The following is a 16,297-nucleotide window of genomic DNA, read 5'->3' as shown; positions in this document are numbered from 1 at the left end:
CGCGCGTGCGCGATCGCCCGAAACGCGTCCGGAGCCGGAAATTCGGCCTCGCGCGCGACGCCTCAAAACGCTCCGGAGTGTCCGCGAGGCACCGTTTCGGGCGTCCGGAAGCGCCCGATGCCGAAAAATCGGCCTCGCCGCGCGATGCAATACATCACCATGCGTTGACACACGCGCATGTCACCCGTACTCTTCACTTCAAGCACTCACTCCCATCAAGAAGAGTGCAGGGTCCTGGTTGACGGGGCCAAATCACTGAACCGGAGGTTTCTGATGGCTGCCAAGAAGAAGACCGCGAAGAAGGCGACCGCGAAGAAGACCACGACCCGCAAGACGGCGGGCAAGACGGCCAAGAAGGCGGCGGCCAAGAAGGGCGGCGCTCGCAAGGCCGCTCGCAAGGCTCCTGCCCGCAAGCGGGCGAGCAAGAGCGCCGCGGCCCCGGCCACGCCGGAGTCCTGAGCACTCAGTCGTCATGAGCGGACGTGAGTTGACGTCCGGTGAACGGCTCGGCGAAACCCGCCGGGCCGTTTTCATTTCTGGCGATAGGAGTGGCCGTGTCGCTGCGTCCCGTGGAGCTGGAGCAGGTGGTGGCCGAGGTAGGAGCGCGCCTCACCGGTGCGGTGGCGCAGAAGGCGTGGTGCCCGCTGTCGCGGCTGGCCTACCTGGAGCTGCGGGTGCCGGGCCACTCGGTGGTGCTGTGCCTGTGCGCGGAAGGTGAGCTGTCGCGGGTGTCGGCGGCCCAGGAGCGCTTCCCCACGCCGGGCGAGCCCGCGCCCTTCCAGCGGTGGCTGCGGGGCGAGCTGACCGGCTTCAAGCTGCAGGGCGCCCGCTGGCGCGACGCGGAGCGGGTGGTGGAGCTGGACTTCGAGCGCGAGGACGTGCGCCGCCGTCTGGTGCTCGAGCTGGGCGCGCCCGGCGGTCTCTTCCTCCTGAGCGACAGTGGCCGGGTGCTGATGCACTCCGGAGAGGGCTTCGCCCAGCGCCGCAACCTGTACCCGGGCATGGCGTGGACGCCCCCGGAGCCGCTGCCCCCAGAGGCGCTGGCGAAGGGGCGGAGCGCACCCTCGCGCCTCGTCCCTGTCGAGGGAGCTGACCTGCCGTATGCCCGCGCCGCGGAAGGGCTGCTGGGCGCGCGGGACAAGACGAGCCGCGCCGAGAGCATCCGCCGCCGGCTGGCGCAGCCGTACCGCGCGCGCCTCAAGCGCTCCTCGCGCACGCTGGAGAAGGTCCGCGCCGAGGCGGGCCGGGGGCCGGAGGCCGAGGAGCACCGGCACGTGGGCGAGCTCCTGGCGCAGAACCTCTACCGCCTCAAGCGGGGCGCCACCGAGGTGACGCTCACCGAGTACACGGAGGAGGGCGAGCGCGAGGTGAAGGTGGTGCTGGACCCCAAGCGCACGCCGAAGGAGGAGGCGGACTGGCACTTCCACCAGTACCGGCGCCTCCTGCGCGGCGTGGAGCAGGCGCGCCACCGCGAGGCGGAGCTGGCCCGCGAGGTGGCGCAGGCGCAGTCCGCGCTCGAGCAGATTGAGCGGATGGACGAGGCCATGCTGCTGGCGCAGGTGGAGGTGCTGCACCTGGCCACGGGCGCCGAGGGGGCGCCGGAGGGGCGGCCCTTCAAGGAGTACGTGGGCCACGCCGGGGCGCGCATCTGGGTGGGCCGCGGCTCCGAGGACAACGACACGCTGACCTTCAAGGTCGCCCGGCCGTGGCACCTGTGGCTGCACGCGCGCGGCGTCCCGGGCAGCCACGTGGTGCTCCCGCTGGAGAAGGGCCAGGAGGTGGCGCAGGAGGTGCTGCTGGACGCGGCGCACCTGGCGCTGCACCACTCGGGCGCCAAGGGCGAGCCGCGCGGCGAGGTCAGCTACGTGCCGGTGAAGTTCGTGCGCAAGGTGAAGGGCGGCGGGCACGGGCAGGTGAGCTTCACGCGGGAGAAGACCTTCGTCGTGCGCATGGAGCCCGAGCGGCTGGAGCGGCTGCTCAAGTCCCGCCACGCGGACGCTCCCTCGCCCTGACTGACGTCATGCCCTGGAGGATGGGAAGAATTCCTCCGGCGGACGGACGCCCGCTGGCCTGTTACGTGGCGGCTGTCAACGGTGACACGCGGAATGCGGGCGCGAGGCTCCCGGTTGACGGGCTGACGGAGGGGAGGCAGGCAGGTGGCGCCGGCCTTGAGTCCGGGGAGTTGGCGGCTACGATGGGCGGCCGAGTGACCCCCGAGCACCTCAGCCAGATGTCCTTCTTTCCTCGTGGCATGTCCGCGGCCAATCGGGCCACGGCGGCCACGGAGCCGCAGCAGGCCCAGGGGGTGATGACGCCCGCCCCCGTCCCGCCGCAGCCCCGGCCTCCTCCGCCGCGCAACCGCGTGGCCGAGGAAGCGCCGCGCATGCTCACCCTTTCCCCGACGCGCGAGGAGCTGTGGACGCGCGCCGAGTCGCTGGCCTGGCGCCTGAGCGCGGAGCTGGGCATGCCGGTGCGGCTGTCGGTGACGGACAACCGCTCCACCATGGTGTCCTTCCGCCGGGGCGGCAACGCGCTCGCGCTCCGGCTGCACCACATGTTCCTGGACGCGCCCGAGCCCGTGGTGCGCGCGGTGGCGGACTACGCCGGCCGCGGCCACCGCGGCGCGGGCGGCATCCTCGACGAGTACATCCGGGGCCAGCAGCCGCGCATCCGCCAGGTGCGCCGCGAAACGGACGCGGACCTCAACGCCCGGGGCCGCTGCTTCGACCTGCAGGCGCTTTACGACGGGGTCAACGCCGCCCATTTTCAGGGCCTCATCCAGGCCCGCATCGGCTGGGGCCGCATGCCGCCCCGCCGGCGCCGCAAGTCCATCCGCCTGGGCGTCTACGACCACCAGACGCGCGAGATTCGCATCCACCCGGCGCTCGACAGCCCGGAGGTGCCCGCCTTCTTCGTGGAGTTCATCGTCTTCCACGAGATGCTCCACCAGCTCTTCCCGAGCAACGCGCGGGGCGGGCGTCGCGTGCACCACCCGCGCGCCTTCCGTGAGAGGGAGCGGACCTTCCCGCATTACGCCGCCGCGTTGCGTTGGGAACGGGAGAACCTCGGCGTGCTGTTGCGCGGGTGAAGGCTCCTTCGTTCGCTGGCTCATTTACCGTTTTACCGAGCGAGGGACCTCATGGAGCGTGCTTGACGCATCCATGAGGTACACCCATCCTCCCGAGCCCTATGCGAAGAGCGAAGATTGTCTGCACCCTCGGTCCCGCGAGTCAGAGCCAGGAGATGCTGGAAGCGCTCCTGGAGAACGGGATGGATGTCGCCCGCCTCAACTTCTCCCACGGCAGCCACGAGCAGCACGCGGAGAACATCGCCAAGCTGCGCGCCGCCTCGCTGAAGGTGCGCAAGGCGGTGGGCATCCTCGGTGACCTCCAGGGCCCGAAGATTCGCACCGGCCGGTTCGTCAAGGGCAGCACCGAGCTGAAGGAAGGCGGCACCTTCCACATCACCACGGACGAGACGGTGCCGGGCACGGACGACATCGTGTCCACCACGTACCCGTTCCTGGCGGCGGACGTGAATCCGGGCGACCGCATCCTCCTGGACGACGGCTTGCTGGAGCTGCACGTCCTGGAGACGGACAAGCAGAAGCTCATCAAGACGCGCGTCATCCACGGCGGCACGCTGAAGAACAACAAGGGCATCAACCTGCCCGGCGTGGCGGTGCGCGCGGATGCGCTCACGCCCAAGGACCGCGAGGACCTGGTCTTCGGAATCAAGGCCGGCGTGGACTTCATCGCCCTGTCTTTCGTGCGTCAGCCGTCGGACATGGACACCGCCCGCCAGGCCATGGCCGAGGTGGGGCGGCAGGTGCCCATCATCGCCAAGCTGGAGAAGCCGGAGGCCATCGCCCGGCTGGACGCCATCCTCGACAAGACGGACGGCGTCATGGTGGCGCGTGGTGACCTCGGCGTGGAGATTCCCCCCGAGGAGGTGCCGGCCGTCCAGAAGGACATCATCCGGCGCTCCAACCTGCGCGGCCTGCCCGTCATCGTGGCCACGCAGATGCTGAACTCGATGATTGACAACCCGCGCCCCACGCGCGCCGAGGCGAGCGACGTGGCCAACGCCGTGTACGACGGCGCGGACGCGGTGATGCTCTCGGGCGAGACGGCGAGCGGCAAGTTCCCCATCGAGTCCGTGCAGATGATGGAGCGCATCATCCTGGCGGCGGAGTCCTCGTCGCGCTCCCAGGTCGTGCCGCGCTTCATCGAGGCCCCGCTGGGGCTGCCCCAGCACTTCCCGGACGTGATTGCCCGGGTGGCGTGCGAGGCGGCCAAGGCGAGCGGAGCGTCGCTGATTGCCGCCTTCACCCTGTCGGGCGTGACGGCGCGGCTGCTGGCGCACTACCGGCCGCCGGTGCCGATTGTCGCCTTCAGCCCCAACCAGGAAGTGCGGCGCCGGCTGGCGCTGCTGTGGGGCGTGGTGCCGCGCGTGCTGGAGCCCATCCAGGAGACGGAGGCCATGGTGCGGCGCGTGGAGGAGGAACTCCTCGCGCGAGGCCTGGGCCGCAAGGGCGACCGCATCGTCATCGTCTTCGGTGCGCCGGTGGGCCAGCCCGGGAAGATCAACAGCCTCCGGCTGCACACCATCGGCTGAGCTGACGCTGCGTCGTGAGGGGGCCCGACAGTCCGGGCTCCTTCAGCGGCCCCGGGCTTGCGCGTGCCCGAGGAGGGCGCAGCGTGAGGGACCCCGGAGGCGCGTGGGGCCCCGCTGCCGTCAGGGCGCCTTGTTCCCGTGGAGCGCGCGGCGGGGAATCTCGGCCTCGACGAAGACGGTGAACAGCTCCTTGTCGAGCTGGCCGGAGTCCGCCTCGCGCTTGAGGATGTCGAGCGCGAGCGTGTGGGGCACGGCCTTCTTGTAGGGCCGGTCGCTGGCGGTGAGCGCGTCGTAGATGTCGGAGATGGACATCATCCGGGACTGGACGGGGATGGCCTTCTCGGCGCGCGGGTAGCCGGTGCCGTCGAGCTTCTCGTGGTGCGCGTAGGCGATTTCGGGCACCCGGCGCAGGGTGCGCGTCCACGGAATCTGGGTGAGGAAGCGGTAGGTGTGCTCGACGTGGCTCTCGATTTCGCGGCGCTCCTCGGGAGAGAGGGTGCCGCGGGTGATGGAGAGCGACTGGATTTCGCGGGGCAGGAGCAGGGGCTGCGCCTGGTCGTGGGCGTCCGAGTACTGGAGCTTGCCCAGCTCGTGGAGGCGCTCGAAGCCGCCCTGGGCGAGCACGGTGGGGCGGTTGCAGGTGAGGATGAAGTCGAAGACCTCGTCGAGCTTCTTCAGCTCGGTGGTGAGGCGCTCGTTCTCCTCGCCCTCGATTTCCGCCAGGAACCGGTCGCCGCGAATCCTCACGGCCTCCAGCCGGCGGCGGTAGCTCTGGAGCTGCAAGTCCTTGCGGGCGAGCTGGAAGCGGGCGCGCAGGCCCTCCAGCTCGTGCGGGTAGAGCTTCTCCGCCTTGACGAGCACCGGCTCGCGCACGCCCACCTTGCCGAAGTCGTGCAGCAGCGACGCGTAGCGCAGCTCCTGGAGCTCCACGGCGGAGAAGCGCACGTTGGCGTAGGGGCCGGTGGTCAGGTGCTCCAGCGCCTGGGCCATCGTCACGGTGAGGTCGGCCACGCGGCCGGAGTGGCCCGCGGTGGTCGGGTCTCTGGCTTCGATGGCGACGACGGAGGCGGAGACGAAGCCCTCGAAGAGGCGGTTGATTTCCTCGTGGAGCAGGGCGTTCTCGATTGCGCCGGCGGCCTGGGCGCCCAGGGCGAGCAGCAGCTCCTCGTCCTCGGCGTTGAAGCCGCCGTCGAGCTTGTTGAGGGCCTGGATGACGCCCGTCACCTCGCCGTGGGCGTCGCGCATGGGGACGCAGAGGATGGTCTTCGTCTGGTAGCCGCTGGACACGTCGAACGAGCGGTTGAAGCGCGGGTCCGAGTAGGCGTCGGGGATGTTGATGACGGTGCCCGTCTGGGCGACCTGGCCGGCGATGCCGCTGCCGACGGGGAGGCGGATTTCGCTCTTGGAGCCCTGGGCCACCTTGCTCCACAGCTCGTTGCGCTCGCGGTCCAGGATGAAGAGCGAGCAGCGGTCCGCCTCCACCACCTTGGTGGCTTCGAAGAGGATGAGGGGGAGGAGCAGGTCGAGGTCGTGCTCGGCGCTCATCGCCTTGGCGACATCCAGGATGGACGTCAGCTTCGCCAGGCGGCGGCCGAGGTCGGGAGGCTGTGGCTGGGCGGGCTGGGAAAGCACCGGGGCGGCTCCGGGAGAAGCGGCCAGCGGCCGCGAAGGGCATCAGGGTTGTAGCACGGCCGGCGGGGCGGTCGCCCGCGGGGCCCACCTGCTCGGTCTCCTGCTGTCCGGTGGACGCTGCCGGGCACGTTCCACGCCACCGGAATGGCGGAAGCGGGTATGAAGCGCCGCATGAACCGGCGCCCCGTCCGCATCTCTCCCTCGCTGTTGTCCTGTGATTTCGGCCGTCTGGCGGACGAGGTCCGCGCCGTGGAGGCCGCGGGCGCGGATTGGGTTCACGTGGATGTCATGGATGGCCGGTTCGTCCCGAACATCACGATTGGTCCGGTGGTGGTGGAGGCCATCAAGCGTGTGGCGACGAAGCCGCTGGACGTACACCTGATGATTGTGGAGCCGGAGCGCTACGTGGAGGCGTTCGCGAAGGCGGGGGCGGACGTGCTGACGGTGCACGTGGAGGCGAGCCCGCACCTGCACCGGACGCTGCAGCAGATTCGGAATGCGGGGGCGAAGCCGGCGGTGGTGCTGAACCCGAGCACGCCGCTGTCGGCGATTGAAGAGGTGCTGGGCGAGGTGGAGATGGTGCTGCTGATGAGCGTGAACCCGGGCTTTGGCGGGCAGAGCTTCATCGAGTCCACGGTGGACAAGGTGCGCCGGCTGCGCGCGATGTTCGACGAGCGCGGCCTGGACACGGACATCGAGGTGGACGGCGGCATCAACGCCGAGACGGCGAAGCGGGTGGTGGCGGCCGGGGCCACGGTGCTGGTGGCGGGCAGCTACGTGTTCGGCTCGAAGGACTACGCGCAGGCCATCCGCTCGCTGCGGCCCTGAGGGGCGGCGCTAGGCGCGGGTACGGGCGACCGTGGTGGCGAGGCGTGCGACGCGGGTCATGAAGGTGGGGTCGAAGGGCTTCACCTCGTAGTCGTCTGCGCCGAGCTCGAAGCAGACGTGGCGGGTGAACTGGTCCTCGACGCCGCTGAGGATGATGACCTTGCAGTCGCGGGTGGACGGGTCCTGCTTGAGCTGGGCGAGGAGGTCGCGTCCGTCCTGGTGCTGGTTGATGTCCAGGATGATGACGGCGGGGCGGTGCTCCCGGGCCAGCTCGAGGACGCGCTCGGACGTGGTGTCCGAGATACACGTCAGCCCTGACCGCTTCGCCTCGCGTGCAAGGGCCGAGACGATGAGGGGTTCGTCATCGGAGATGAGGACGACGGGGGGCGCCATGGGTTCGTGCTGCTGCAATTCAGTGTGACCTTCTTAACGAAGCAAGACTTGTTCCTCTCCGGAAGTACCGGAATGTCGGGGTGTTGGGAAGCAAAGAAGCGGGTCCGTGGTGAATTCCGGGTCTGCCTGGACCCCTGGCAGGGAAGCAGGTTGGGGGAGGGGAGGAGGGGAAAGAAAAGGTGATCCGAGGGCGTTGACTCAGCCGGGCGGCTCGGGTACTACCGCCCGCACTTCGCCGGTCCCGAGAAGCACCACCGGCGGACGTACATATCGGGGAGTGGCTCAGCCTGGTAGAGCACTTGGTTCGGGACCAAGGGGTCGCAGGTTCAAATCCTGTCTCCCCGACCATTCAAAGGGCGCGGAATCCTTGGAGAAATCCAAGGGTCCGCGCCCTTCGTTTTTCCGGGGCTTGACCGGTTGGTAGCGGCCCGGCAGCGGAGTCCGCGCGAAGCCGGCGGAGGGGCGACCCCGACCCTGTCCGTGCGGTGGCGTGAGGTGACCGCTCGGCGTGGGGCCTACCCTATCCCCTGAACCACATGTAGACGTGCTCCGAGCCTGGGGCTGGCTTCATCCGGCCAGCGCGTGACGAGCGCGCTCCAGCGGGTCCATGGACCGGCACTGGCGGCCACTTCTCAGCCCACCGTGGAGAGTGTGCCGGGCGCGACTTGGCAAGATGACTCCCACCTCCATCGTTGGGCTCACCCCGCCATCGCGCTGCCCTGATGCACCCGGAGTGGGCGGGAGTGTGCCGTGCAGTCGTTGATGGTGGTGGTGTGCTTCAGACCCATCGACACCATCCGGTGGAATGGGGCCTCAACGTCCGCAGGTTCCGCGTGCGCAGCGGGACTCGTTGTTCTCGGTGGGTTGTCCAGGCGTCACGGGCGCGGCCTCTACTGCTCAAGTAATGCCTCAAAGCCTGTTCTTCACTGTCACGCTCGCTTACCAACAAGGCAAAGCCAGGACCGGGCCGGTGTGGGCACATCAGACGCTCGGCTTGCCGTTCCATGTCTTGCCCTGTGTGGATGAGGCGTCTTGATGTTGGAAATAACCTGCCGAGTCGAAGGCAACCCGGGAGCCGTCTGCCCGTGGACCGTCGTGTAATTGCTCCACGACTCGAAGGTTGGCTGAAGCGCCATCAGGGCGGGCCAAATATGAGGACCTCGCCAGGCTTGAATTGCGACCGGCATGCGCGTCGCGCACGTCACGGAGCCTCTCGACATTTGATGTTGCTCCGTGTGATAGAAGTTGCCCTCAATCATGGCGCTGTTGGCAGCACAGCGTGGGGGGAGGGGCACTGTCATGCCTCGTGATGATTCGCCAGCGTTCTCCGTGCAGATCGGCGCATATGGCCCAGAGGCCGTGAGTGTCGCGGGAGTGTCCGGCACGGAGGCAGTCAGCCGACTGTACGACTTCCGTGTGGACTTCTTCACCGTGGACGGCGAGCCGCTGAAGGTGGCCGACCTGGTGGGCCAGGACGCGCTGGTGACGCTATCGGTGAGAGACAGCGGTCCGAGGTACATCCACGGCTGGGTGCGGGAGGTGGAGTCGCTGGGGCTGAAGATGGGCCGCCGCCGCTATCGAGCCCACGTGGTGCCGAAGGTGTGGCGACTGACCCAGGTGCATCGCAGCCGCATCTTCCAGGGCAAGAGCGTGCCCGAAATCCTCAAGACGGTGCTGGGGGAATCGGGCGTGGACGTGAAGCCGTCGCTGTCGGGTAGTTATGCGGCGCGCGAGTATTGCGTGCAGTACCGCGAATCGGATTTCGCCTTCTTGAGCAGGCTGATGGAGTGGGAGGGCATCTTCTACTTCTTCGAGCACACCGAAAACGGGCACTCGCTGGTGCTGGGCGATACGCCGAGCGTGCATGCGCCGCTGCCGCAAGGGCAGGCGTTGCCGCTGCGGCCAAGCCTGGGCAAGGAGGCCGTGGACGGCGAGTATGTCTCAGCGCTGGAAGTCGTCCACCGACTCAGGCCTGGAGCGGTTCACCTGAAGGACTTCGACTTCGAGAAGCCCGCGCTGGACGTCTCCGGCAAGGCCAAGGCGCCTGAAGGCGTGGCCGCGCTGGAACTGTATGAGTACCCGGCCGGCTACGTGGCGCCGGGCGTGGGCAGGACTGCGGCGCGCGTGCGCCAGGAAGAGGCGGGCGCCGGAGGCTGCACGCTGACCGGCTCCGCCATCGCACCACGGCTGACGCCGGGGTACGTGCTGGAGGTGGACGCGCCAGAGGACGGCACCTTCGCGGGCGAGTACCTCGTCACCGAGGTGGTGCACTCGGGGGTGCAGCCGGACGTAACGGCTGGCAGTGAAACGCTGCAGGGGTTGTACCGCAACCAGTTCCAGCTGTTACCAAAGGCGGTGCCCTACCGGCCGCGGCGGCTGACGCCGCTGCCGCAGATTGCCGGTCCGCAGACGGCAACCGTGGTGGGCCCGGCAGGCGAGGAAGTCCACACGGATGTGCACGGGCGCATCAAGGTGCAGTTCCACTGGGACCGGGAGGGCAAGCAGGACGAGAAGTCCTCGTGCTGGGTGCGGGTGGGCCAGCCGTGGGGCGGAGCGGCCTGGGGAGACCTGTGGCTGCCGCGAATCGGCCAGGAGGTGGTGGTGCGCTTCCTGGAGGGCGACCCGGATCGGCCGCTGATCGCGAGTGCTGTCTACAACGGTGCCAACGCGGTGCCGTACCCACTGCCGGACGAGAAGACCAAGAGCACGCGCAAGAGTGCCTCCAGCCTGGGAAGCGACGGCTTCAACGAGGTACGGGTGGAGGACGCGGCGGGCGAGGAAGAGGTCTTCACGCACGCTCAGAAGGACGAGGACCTGCTCACCGAGAACGACAAGGACCAGGAGGTGAAGGGGTACGAGGACCTGCTGGTGATGAAGGACCGCAAGCGCACGGTGGAGGGACACCAGACGCTTGCCGTAACGAAGGATGATGTGAGCGTCATCAAAGGCAACCAGACGCTTACCGTGCAAAAGAACCGTGACACCCATACTGCGGAGAGCCACGACGAGTCAGTCGAGGGCAACCAGTCCATGAAGGTGGGCAAGGTGCGCACCCTGAACATTTCCCTGGCGAGGATGGAGAACGTGGGTGCGGCCAAGGCGGTGACCATCGGTGCTGGCTATAGCGTGAATGTCGGCTTGGCCTTCAATGAATCCACCGGAGGCGTGAAGACCCTGGAGGTAGGTGCCGCGCTGAGCGAGTTGGTGGAGGGAGCCCGGCAGGAAGTCGTCGGCAAGGAGCGGCAGCGTAAGGTGGGAGGGGAGGACGCAGAAAGCGTCGATGGCAATCGAACCCTCGTAGTGGGCAAGGACCTTCAGGAACAGGTAGCGGCCAGGACCGAGATGACCGTGAAGGACGCCGCCGCATGGCTGGCGAAGAGGTTCGAGCTGAAGGCGGACACCTTCACCCTCACCGTCAACGGGAAGCTGGCCTTGCGCATCGAGAAGTCCGGCAAGGTCCAGCTCTTCGGCAAGACGGTGACGTTGGAGAGCTGAGGCGCCATGAGTGCAATCAAGATCAAGGGCGCCAAGGTCGCGAAGCTGGCCGCGGGTGCTGTACCCGGGAGCGAGCGTCCGGAGAATAAGGACGACAAAGCGGATCAGCAGAGCGGCACGCGGTGGATGGAGCTGCGCTATCTGCATGCTGATGGCACGGGGGTCCCCAACGCCTGCTATGTCGTCAAGTCGCAGCAGACGGGCAGCGTGCTCAGCCAGGGCACGCTAGATGGCAACGGCTTCAGGCGTATCGACGGACTACCCTTCAGCGAGGTGGCCGTTACGTACTGGTTCCACGACGACCCGACGGCGCTCACCATCAAGAGGAAACCCAAGCCGAACACCAACCCTCAGCCCTTTCTGGTGCGGCAGGTCGTCGAGGCGCAGCTTCATTCTCTCGCGAAGCAAGCGACCGAGGCTTGGGACTGGACGTGGGGTGTCCTCCAGGGCGGTTTCAACAAGGACGCATCCGTCTCGCAAATCATCGCGGATACCGTCATCTCGCTCATCCCGGTCGTTGATCAGGTTGCGGATGTACGCGACTTGGTCGCTGCCCTCTTCGACTTGAAGCATTTCTACGCTCGGGTGTCCTGGCAGAGGCTCCCCGACGAGGAGTTCTGGCTCTGGATGGGAGTGGTGCTCACGCTCGTCGGCTGCATCCCCGAGCTGGGGTCCGCCATCAAGGGGGTCTTCCGGGTACTGCTGCGTGCGTTTCGGGATGCCTCGGCCAAGGTCAATCCACGGCAGGTACTCGACCAGCTGCTGTCGGTCCTGAACTACTTCGGTAAGGGCAACGGCTACCGCTGGCTGCGCGCTCTGCTGGGCCAACTGGAGCAACACGCGAGGTGGGCCCTCCAGAAGCTGCGCGGGGTGTTGGGTGCCATCGAGTCCGCCTTGCGGAAGCTTCCGGACCTCGTGCGCGCGACGCGGCAGTACTTCCTGTCGCTCCTCAATACCCTCAAGTCCCGGGCGGACGCGATGGTCCAGCGTGTCATCGCCTGGTTCAAGGACAAGCTCCAGCGGGTCATGGGGCAACCTCCCGTTCAGCGCAAGGGTACCACCAACGCGCCAAATACCACGCAGCAGCAGGCTCAGCGACCACCGGGATGGTTCGGTGCGACCCGGAAGCGCTATGACGAACTCTCCCAGGATCCAGCGCACAACGGGAAGATCTCCCCGAAGTCTCGAAATGAGGCCCGGGTTGGTATGAAGCTGGAGCAGGATGGCAAGCTCGCCGGCCCGATCAAACGCGACCCCTCGGGAGGCGCCGAGTTCATCGACGCCAAGGGTACGAAGTGGGACGTGAAGTCCTTTGACTCACGCTGGCCCGAACGGAAGGGTGGTTTTTCGCTGACCCGGGATGTTCAGAAGATAGAACAGGAGCTGCTCAGTGGTGAGAACGTCATTCTGGATACCCAGAACCTGACCCTCCAGCACAAATCCCAGCTACAACAAGCTATCCAGTCCAAGGGCTGGGGTGGTCGCATCCAGTGGTTCCCGTGAGCGAGGTAGAGGTGTTCGCACGTATGGACATGGATATTGCCGGTAGGCTGGCCTTGCACCGGGCCTGGGTGGAGTCGGGCGGAGAGGCTGGAGTACAGCTCTCGCTGGACGACGCGAACTTCTCGAACGTCCCACTGTCAGGCCAGGAGCTGACGGAGGCGGAGCTTCCAGGCGCTCGATTTGAGAACTGCAACCTCTCCAGGACCGAGCTCGGTGGCGCCAACCTTGCCTCCGCCATGATGGATGGCGCGAATCTCTCCCAGGCTCGGCTTGCGAAGGCCAATCTGGACTACGCCTCGCTGAGGCACGCCGTCCTGCGGGAAGCCATGGCATTCAAGTCCAGCCTTTATGAGGCGGACCTCACGGGCGCTGATCTCTCGAAGGCGGATCTGCGCCGGGCATTCCTGGTCGGCGCCAACCTCGCGGGCGCCAACCTGCAGGGCGCCCAGCTCGAAGGTGCTGCTCTCGATGGAGCCCGCATGGCAGGCGCGGACCTGCGTGGAGCCCAGGGATTGGAGGCCACCCAGTTGACTTGGCTCAACATCGGAACCTTGGAGCAACCCCTCCGCCTGGAAGGAGAGCCTCTGCGGCTGTGGCTTGAGGAGGCGCTCCGTGGCGTGTAACCGTCCGGGATGATGATGATGATGATGGATTGAAGTTGCCCCGTTTTCGCGGCTCTCCCGCCCTTTGTGTGGTTACTCCTCGGAGGAGTCGGCAGGCACGAGTGCTTGAGGGCCGCGGAGACAGGGCACGCCCATGGGGCTCCCTGTGGTGGGTGTGTTTCGACCCGGCGTACACGGCATTCGCGTGTGGGGTTGAAGCCTGGCGCTGAGCGATGCAGCCCTGACCCCGATAGGATTGCAGAGCGTCTTCATACTTCGGGACATGTATGTCCTATGCAAAGGGTGTGGCGGCGTGGCTCTGCCAACGTCTTGAATATCTTTCGCGGCTCGCCGTCTTTCCATGCGTCACCGAAGTGAGCAGTAAGAGGAGGCAGCAATGGACTACGCGCTGAATATGTTTGCCCTTGGGCTTGCGATCGTCGGTGTTCTCTACGACCCGAGCTCCGACAGGTGGAAGCGCCCCGGCAGGACGGGTATCGGCCTCCTGTGCGCGCTGGTCGCTATCTTCGGGATGCAGACCTACGCGGCGTTCGCCAAGAGCGAGAGCGATAGGCGGGTCAATGAGAACTACAAGATCGGCCAGGCTGGCGGGATCTTGATTGCAACGGGCGACGATACGCGCTGGGCGAAGTACTGGGACTGCAGGACTCGCAAGCCGGCTGACGAGGGCGTGGGGGGGTGCGAGATGGAGGCGCGCGCTCTCGTCTTCGAAAACCAGCGGCTCAAGACGAAGGGGTTCTCGGGGGAGCTCCTGGATCAGCACTGGCCTCACTATACGCAATGTGTCCTGGCTGGCAGGGAGTTCGACAACAAATGCGCGGAGAATGCGCTCTCGCACGTTGCGAAGAATTCTCCCACGAATTGAGCAGTTCAGGTGGTGGTGGCCCGAGTGGGTGAGGGTGTCTCGAGACCATCCACGACCAGGTGTTCCGCGCTGCGCGCCCGGAGTCGCGGGTTGAGACTCCGGGCGGTGAGCGTCAAGGTTGTTGTCGCGTGAGAGGGTTCAGCCGATGCGCTTCAACTCCTGCACAGCCTGGGTGCGGTGCGGAGAGGGGCCGAGACGGACAGGGCCCGCGGGTGTCCAGTTGCGCGTGTCGCGGCTCCAGCGCTCGGGGTGACGGGCTTGGGCGCGCTGGTACACCTGGTGACGCCGAGCCAGCAGCGCCGTCTCGCAGCCGAAGTGCCTGTCATCGGGCGTAACGAAGCGGATGCCGGAGTGCCGGTGCTCGGTGTTGTACCAGGCCACGAAGCGCATCACCGAGGCGCGCGCCCTCGACGGACGCGAGGGGCGCTGTCTGGACTGCGGCGCGTAGGAGGCGCGCGTAGACCTTCAGGAGCGTCTGCTGGCGCTCAGCTTCGAGCACCACGTGATGGAGCTGCGGGCCGGACGGTTATGGTCAACTGGGTCGCCTACGGCACGCAGGGCATCCTTTGCGGCATCGACACGGCCCAGTCCTTCGTCGATCAGACTACGTGCCAGGCCCAGCTCGTCACCATCATCCAGTGAGCTGAGCCGCGCGCCGCCGGCGGCCTTCGGGTGAGGCCACCTGCGGTGCCGTCAACCCGTCTCGGTCCATGTGCGCTGAAGCTCCCAGCAAGGGGATGCAGTTCGAAGGCCCGCTCCCTCCAACGTTGGGCACGCCAGTCTCGCCTTGGTTTCGCATCGAGCGCCGGCCCCGGCTCTTTCAAGTGCATTTCGTACCGCCGGGGGCGACGCGGGGCGAAGCGGCTACCGGCGGTCAGGACGCTCCGTGGGACTCGAGGTGGGAGGGCGGGTGGGCAGGATGACGGGCATATAGCAAGCGCCCTTGTACACGTAGCCGCCCTCTCCACAATCCTTCAGTTCCACGGACTGCTTGATCCAACAGCCTCCATTGATGGGCACCTGCGGCTTCTCGGGGCAGCGGCCGTTGGCATTGGGTCGCCGCTGCCCTGGAAAGGGCCTGGGTGGCAGGTCCTCGGCGATGGTCGACCATGCAAAGGGCGCCCGACTGGGAGGCACCGGTGCCGTCAGCGCCGAGTCACCGACACCCGCCGTGCCGCCATCCTCCGTCTCCTTGGGTACCGAAGCGTGCACCGTCTCAGGCTCATCATCGGAATGCGCCCGCAGCATCCACCCGGTTCCCAGCGCCAGTGCTCCCGCCAGACTGGCCGCAGTGAACCATGCGTGAGTGGAGCGCCCCGGCGCTCGGCGGGGAAGGGGCCTGGGCGCGGGCCGGGGCTCCACGGGGCGAGGCGCCTCCTGGCCGAAGAGGGGCACGTCCGCCTCGGGCCCGGCTTCGTGCGCGGCCTCCTCCAGCGCCTCGGCCAGCGCTCGGGCACTGCCACGGGCTTCTGGACGGAAGGAGAGCATCTGAGACGTCAGCGCGCTCAGTTCCTGGCAGCAGCGGGGGTTGAGCGCACGCGCGGATGGGGCGTCGGCTTCCACCTCCTGCCCGGCACGGGACGCCACGTCTGGAGGGGAGGGGTACTCGTCGGTGACCAACCGGAAGGCGGTGACGCCCAGCGCGAAGACATCATCCGCGGGCCCGGGCGCGTAGGGCACGATGGGCGCGCGCATCGGGAGGCGCACGGAGCGCCAGGCTTCGGGAGAGCGGTAGGCGGGCGTGCCGGGAGGAAACGGCGGCAGGGTGAGCGTGGCGGCGCCGAGGTAGTTCCCGGAGCCGAAGTCGGTGAGGAAGGCCCGGCCCTCCGTGTCGCTGACGAGGACATTGTCACCCTTGACGTCCCGGTGCACGGCGCCCGCGGAATGGGTCGCCTCCAGCGCTCGCGCGAGGCTGGCGAGGAGGTGGAGCACCCGCCGCGAGGTGGGCCGCTGCTCCCGTGCCCAGTCGTACAGAGATACTCCGTCGACCCACTCCATGACGAGGTACGGGTAGTGGAGGCCCGAGGGCTGCTGCCAGACGCCATGGTCGAGGAGGCGCGGGACGTTGGGGTGGCGGAGACGGGAGAGCAGCTCCACCTCCCTGGCGAAGCGCGCGTCCCCGGGGTGCAGGGCCAGCTTGAGGGCGACGGGACGGGAGGGGGACTGTGCGCCGATGGCGCGGTAGACGGCGCCATGGGCACCCATCCCGAGTCGCTCCAGCACCCGCCAGGGTCCCACCTGGGTTCCCAGGGGAAGGCGCGCGGGATTCAGGTGGGCAGGCAGCATGGGGTTGCTCCAGGGATTGGCCTCGCGTGCGCCTACCGTTCACGGCGGCCGGACG

13 protein-coding genes and 1 tRNA gene are annotated in these 16,297 nt (G+C 67.6%); 10 read left to right on the top strand and 4 right to left on the bottom strand.

Annotation, left to right across the window (positions count from 1 at the left end; all coding sequences use genetic code 11):
• The first annotated feature begins 273 nt into the window (after positions 1–273).
• From LXT23_RS30270 to pyk, 4 genes are all read left to right on the top strand, one after another.
• Positions 274–459 (top strand): hypothetical protein, encoded by a 186-nt coding sequence (locus LXT23_RS30270; protein WP_253983819.1) that lies wholly within the window; start codon positions 274–276, stop codon positions 457–459.
• Between the two features lie 95 nt (positions 460–554).
• Complete coding sequence (locus LXT23_RS30265; RefSeq protein ID WP_253983818.1) at positions 555–2,012, top strand: NFACT RNA binding domain-containing protein; 1,458 nt, start codon at positions 555–557, stop codon at positions 2,010–2,012.
• A gap of 182 nt (positions 2,013–2,194) precedes the next feature.
• A complete protein-coding gene (locus LXT23_RS30260) occupies positions 2,195–3,088 on the top strand; it encodes a hypothetical protein (protein WP_407692923.1) in 894 nt (297 codons plus the stop codon).
• Between the two features lie 101 nt (positions 3,089–3,189).
• The gene (gene pyk / locus LXT23_RS30255; protein WP_253983816.1) at positions 3,190–4,617 is read left to right on the top strand and encodes a pyruvate kinase; all 1,428 of its coding nucleotides are present in this window, start codon (positions 3,190–3,192) and stop codon (positions 4,615–4,617) included.
• Positions 4,618–4,737: 120 nt separating this feature from the next.
• Here pyk and LXT23_RS30250 read toward each other — a convergent pair whose 3' ends face one another.
• Positions 4,738–6,249, bottom strand: coding sequence for a GAF and HD-GYP domain-containing protein (locus tag LXT23_RS30250; RefSeq protein ID WP_253983815.1), 1,512 nt, complete (start codon positions 6,247–6,249; stop codon positions 4,738–4,740).
• A 171-nt stretch (positions 6,250–6,420) separates the two neighbouring features.
• On the opposite strand from LXT23_RS30250, the gene rpe reads away from it, so the two are divergent.
• A complete protein-coding gene (gene rpe, locus LXT23_RS30245; RefSeq protein WP_253984014.1) occupies positions 6,421–7,077 on the top strand; it encodes a ribulose-phosphate 3-epimerase in 657 nt (218 codons plus the stop codon).
• Positions 7,078–7,086: 9 nt separating this feature from the next.
• On the opposite strand, the gene LXT23_RS30240 is transcribed toward rpe, so the two are convergent.
• Positions 7,087–7,470: a response regulator gene (locus tag LXT23_RS30240; RefSeq protein ID WP_253983814.1), complete on the bottom strand. Its 384-nt coding sequence runs from the start codon at positions 7,468–7,470 to the stop codon at positions 7,087–7,089.
• 271 nt (positions 7,471–7,741) lie between these two features.
• Here LXT23_RS30240 and LXT23_RS30235 point away from each other — a divergent pair.
• From LXT23_RS30235 to LXT23_RS30215, 5 genes are all read left to right on the top strand, one after another.
• Positions 7,742–7,818, top strand: a tRNA-Pro gene (locus tag LXT23_RS30235).
• A gap of 951 nt (positions 7,819–8,769) precedes the next feature.
• Positions 8,770–10,965 (top strand): type VI secretion system Vgr family protein, encoded by a 2,196-nt coding sequence (tssI, locus tag LXT23_RS30230; RefSeq protein ID WP_253983813.1) that lies wholly within the window; start codon positions 8,770–8,772, stop codon positions 10,963–10,965.
• 6 nt (positions 10,966–10,971) lie between these two features.
• Complete coding sequence (locus LXT23_RS30225; RefSeq protein ID WP_253983812.1) at positions 10,972–12,468, top strand: hypothetical protein; 1,497 nt, start codon at positions 10,972–10,974, stop codon at positions 12,466–12,468.
• Positions 12,469–12,491: 23 nt separating this feature from the next.
• Positions 12,492–13,091 (top strand): pentapeptide repeat-containing protein, encoded by a 600-nt coding sequence (locus tag LXT23_RS30220; RefSeq protein ID WP_253983811.1) that lies wholly within the window; start codon positions 12,492–12,494, stop codon positions 13,089–13,091.
• A 376-nt stretch (positions 13,092–13,467) separates the two neighbouring features.
• On the top strand, positions 13,468–13,956 hold the full coding sequence (locus LXT23_RS30215) for a hypothetical protein (RefSeq protein WP_253983810.1): 489 nt from the start codon (positions 13,468–13,470) through the stop codon (positions 13,954–13,956).
• A gap of 138 nt (positions 13,957–14,094) precedes the next feature.
• Here LXT23_RS30215 and LXT23_RS30210 read toward each other — a convergent pair whose 3' ends face one another.
• Both LXT23_RS30210 and LXT23_RS30205 read right to left on the bottom strand, forming a co-directional pair.
• A complete protein-coding gene (locus LXT23_RS30210) occupies positions 14,095–14,349 on the bottom strand; it encodes a hypothetical protein (protein ID WP_407692922.1) in 255 nt (84 codons plus the stop codon).
• A gap of 471 nt (positions 14,350–14,820) precedes the next feature.
• On the bottom strand, positions 14,821–16,242 hold the full coding sequence (locus LXT23_RS30205; protein WP_253983809.1) for a serine/threonine-protein kinase: 1,422 nt from the start codon (positions 16,240–16,242) through the stop codon (positions 14,821–14,823).
• Positions 16,243–16,297 lie beyond the last annotated feature (55 nt).

The organism is Pyxidicoccus xibeiensis, from assembly GCF_024198175.1.
GTDB classification, from domain to species: Bacteria; Myxococcota; Myxococcia; order Myxococcales; family Myxococcaceae; genus Myxococcus; species Myxococcus xibeiensis.
The sequence above is the reverse complement of the archived record's forward strand: the minus strand, read 5'-3'. Positions and strand labels throughout refer to the sequence as shown.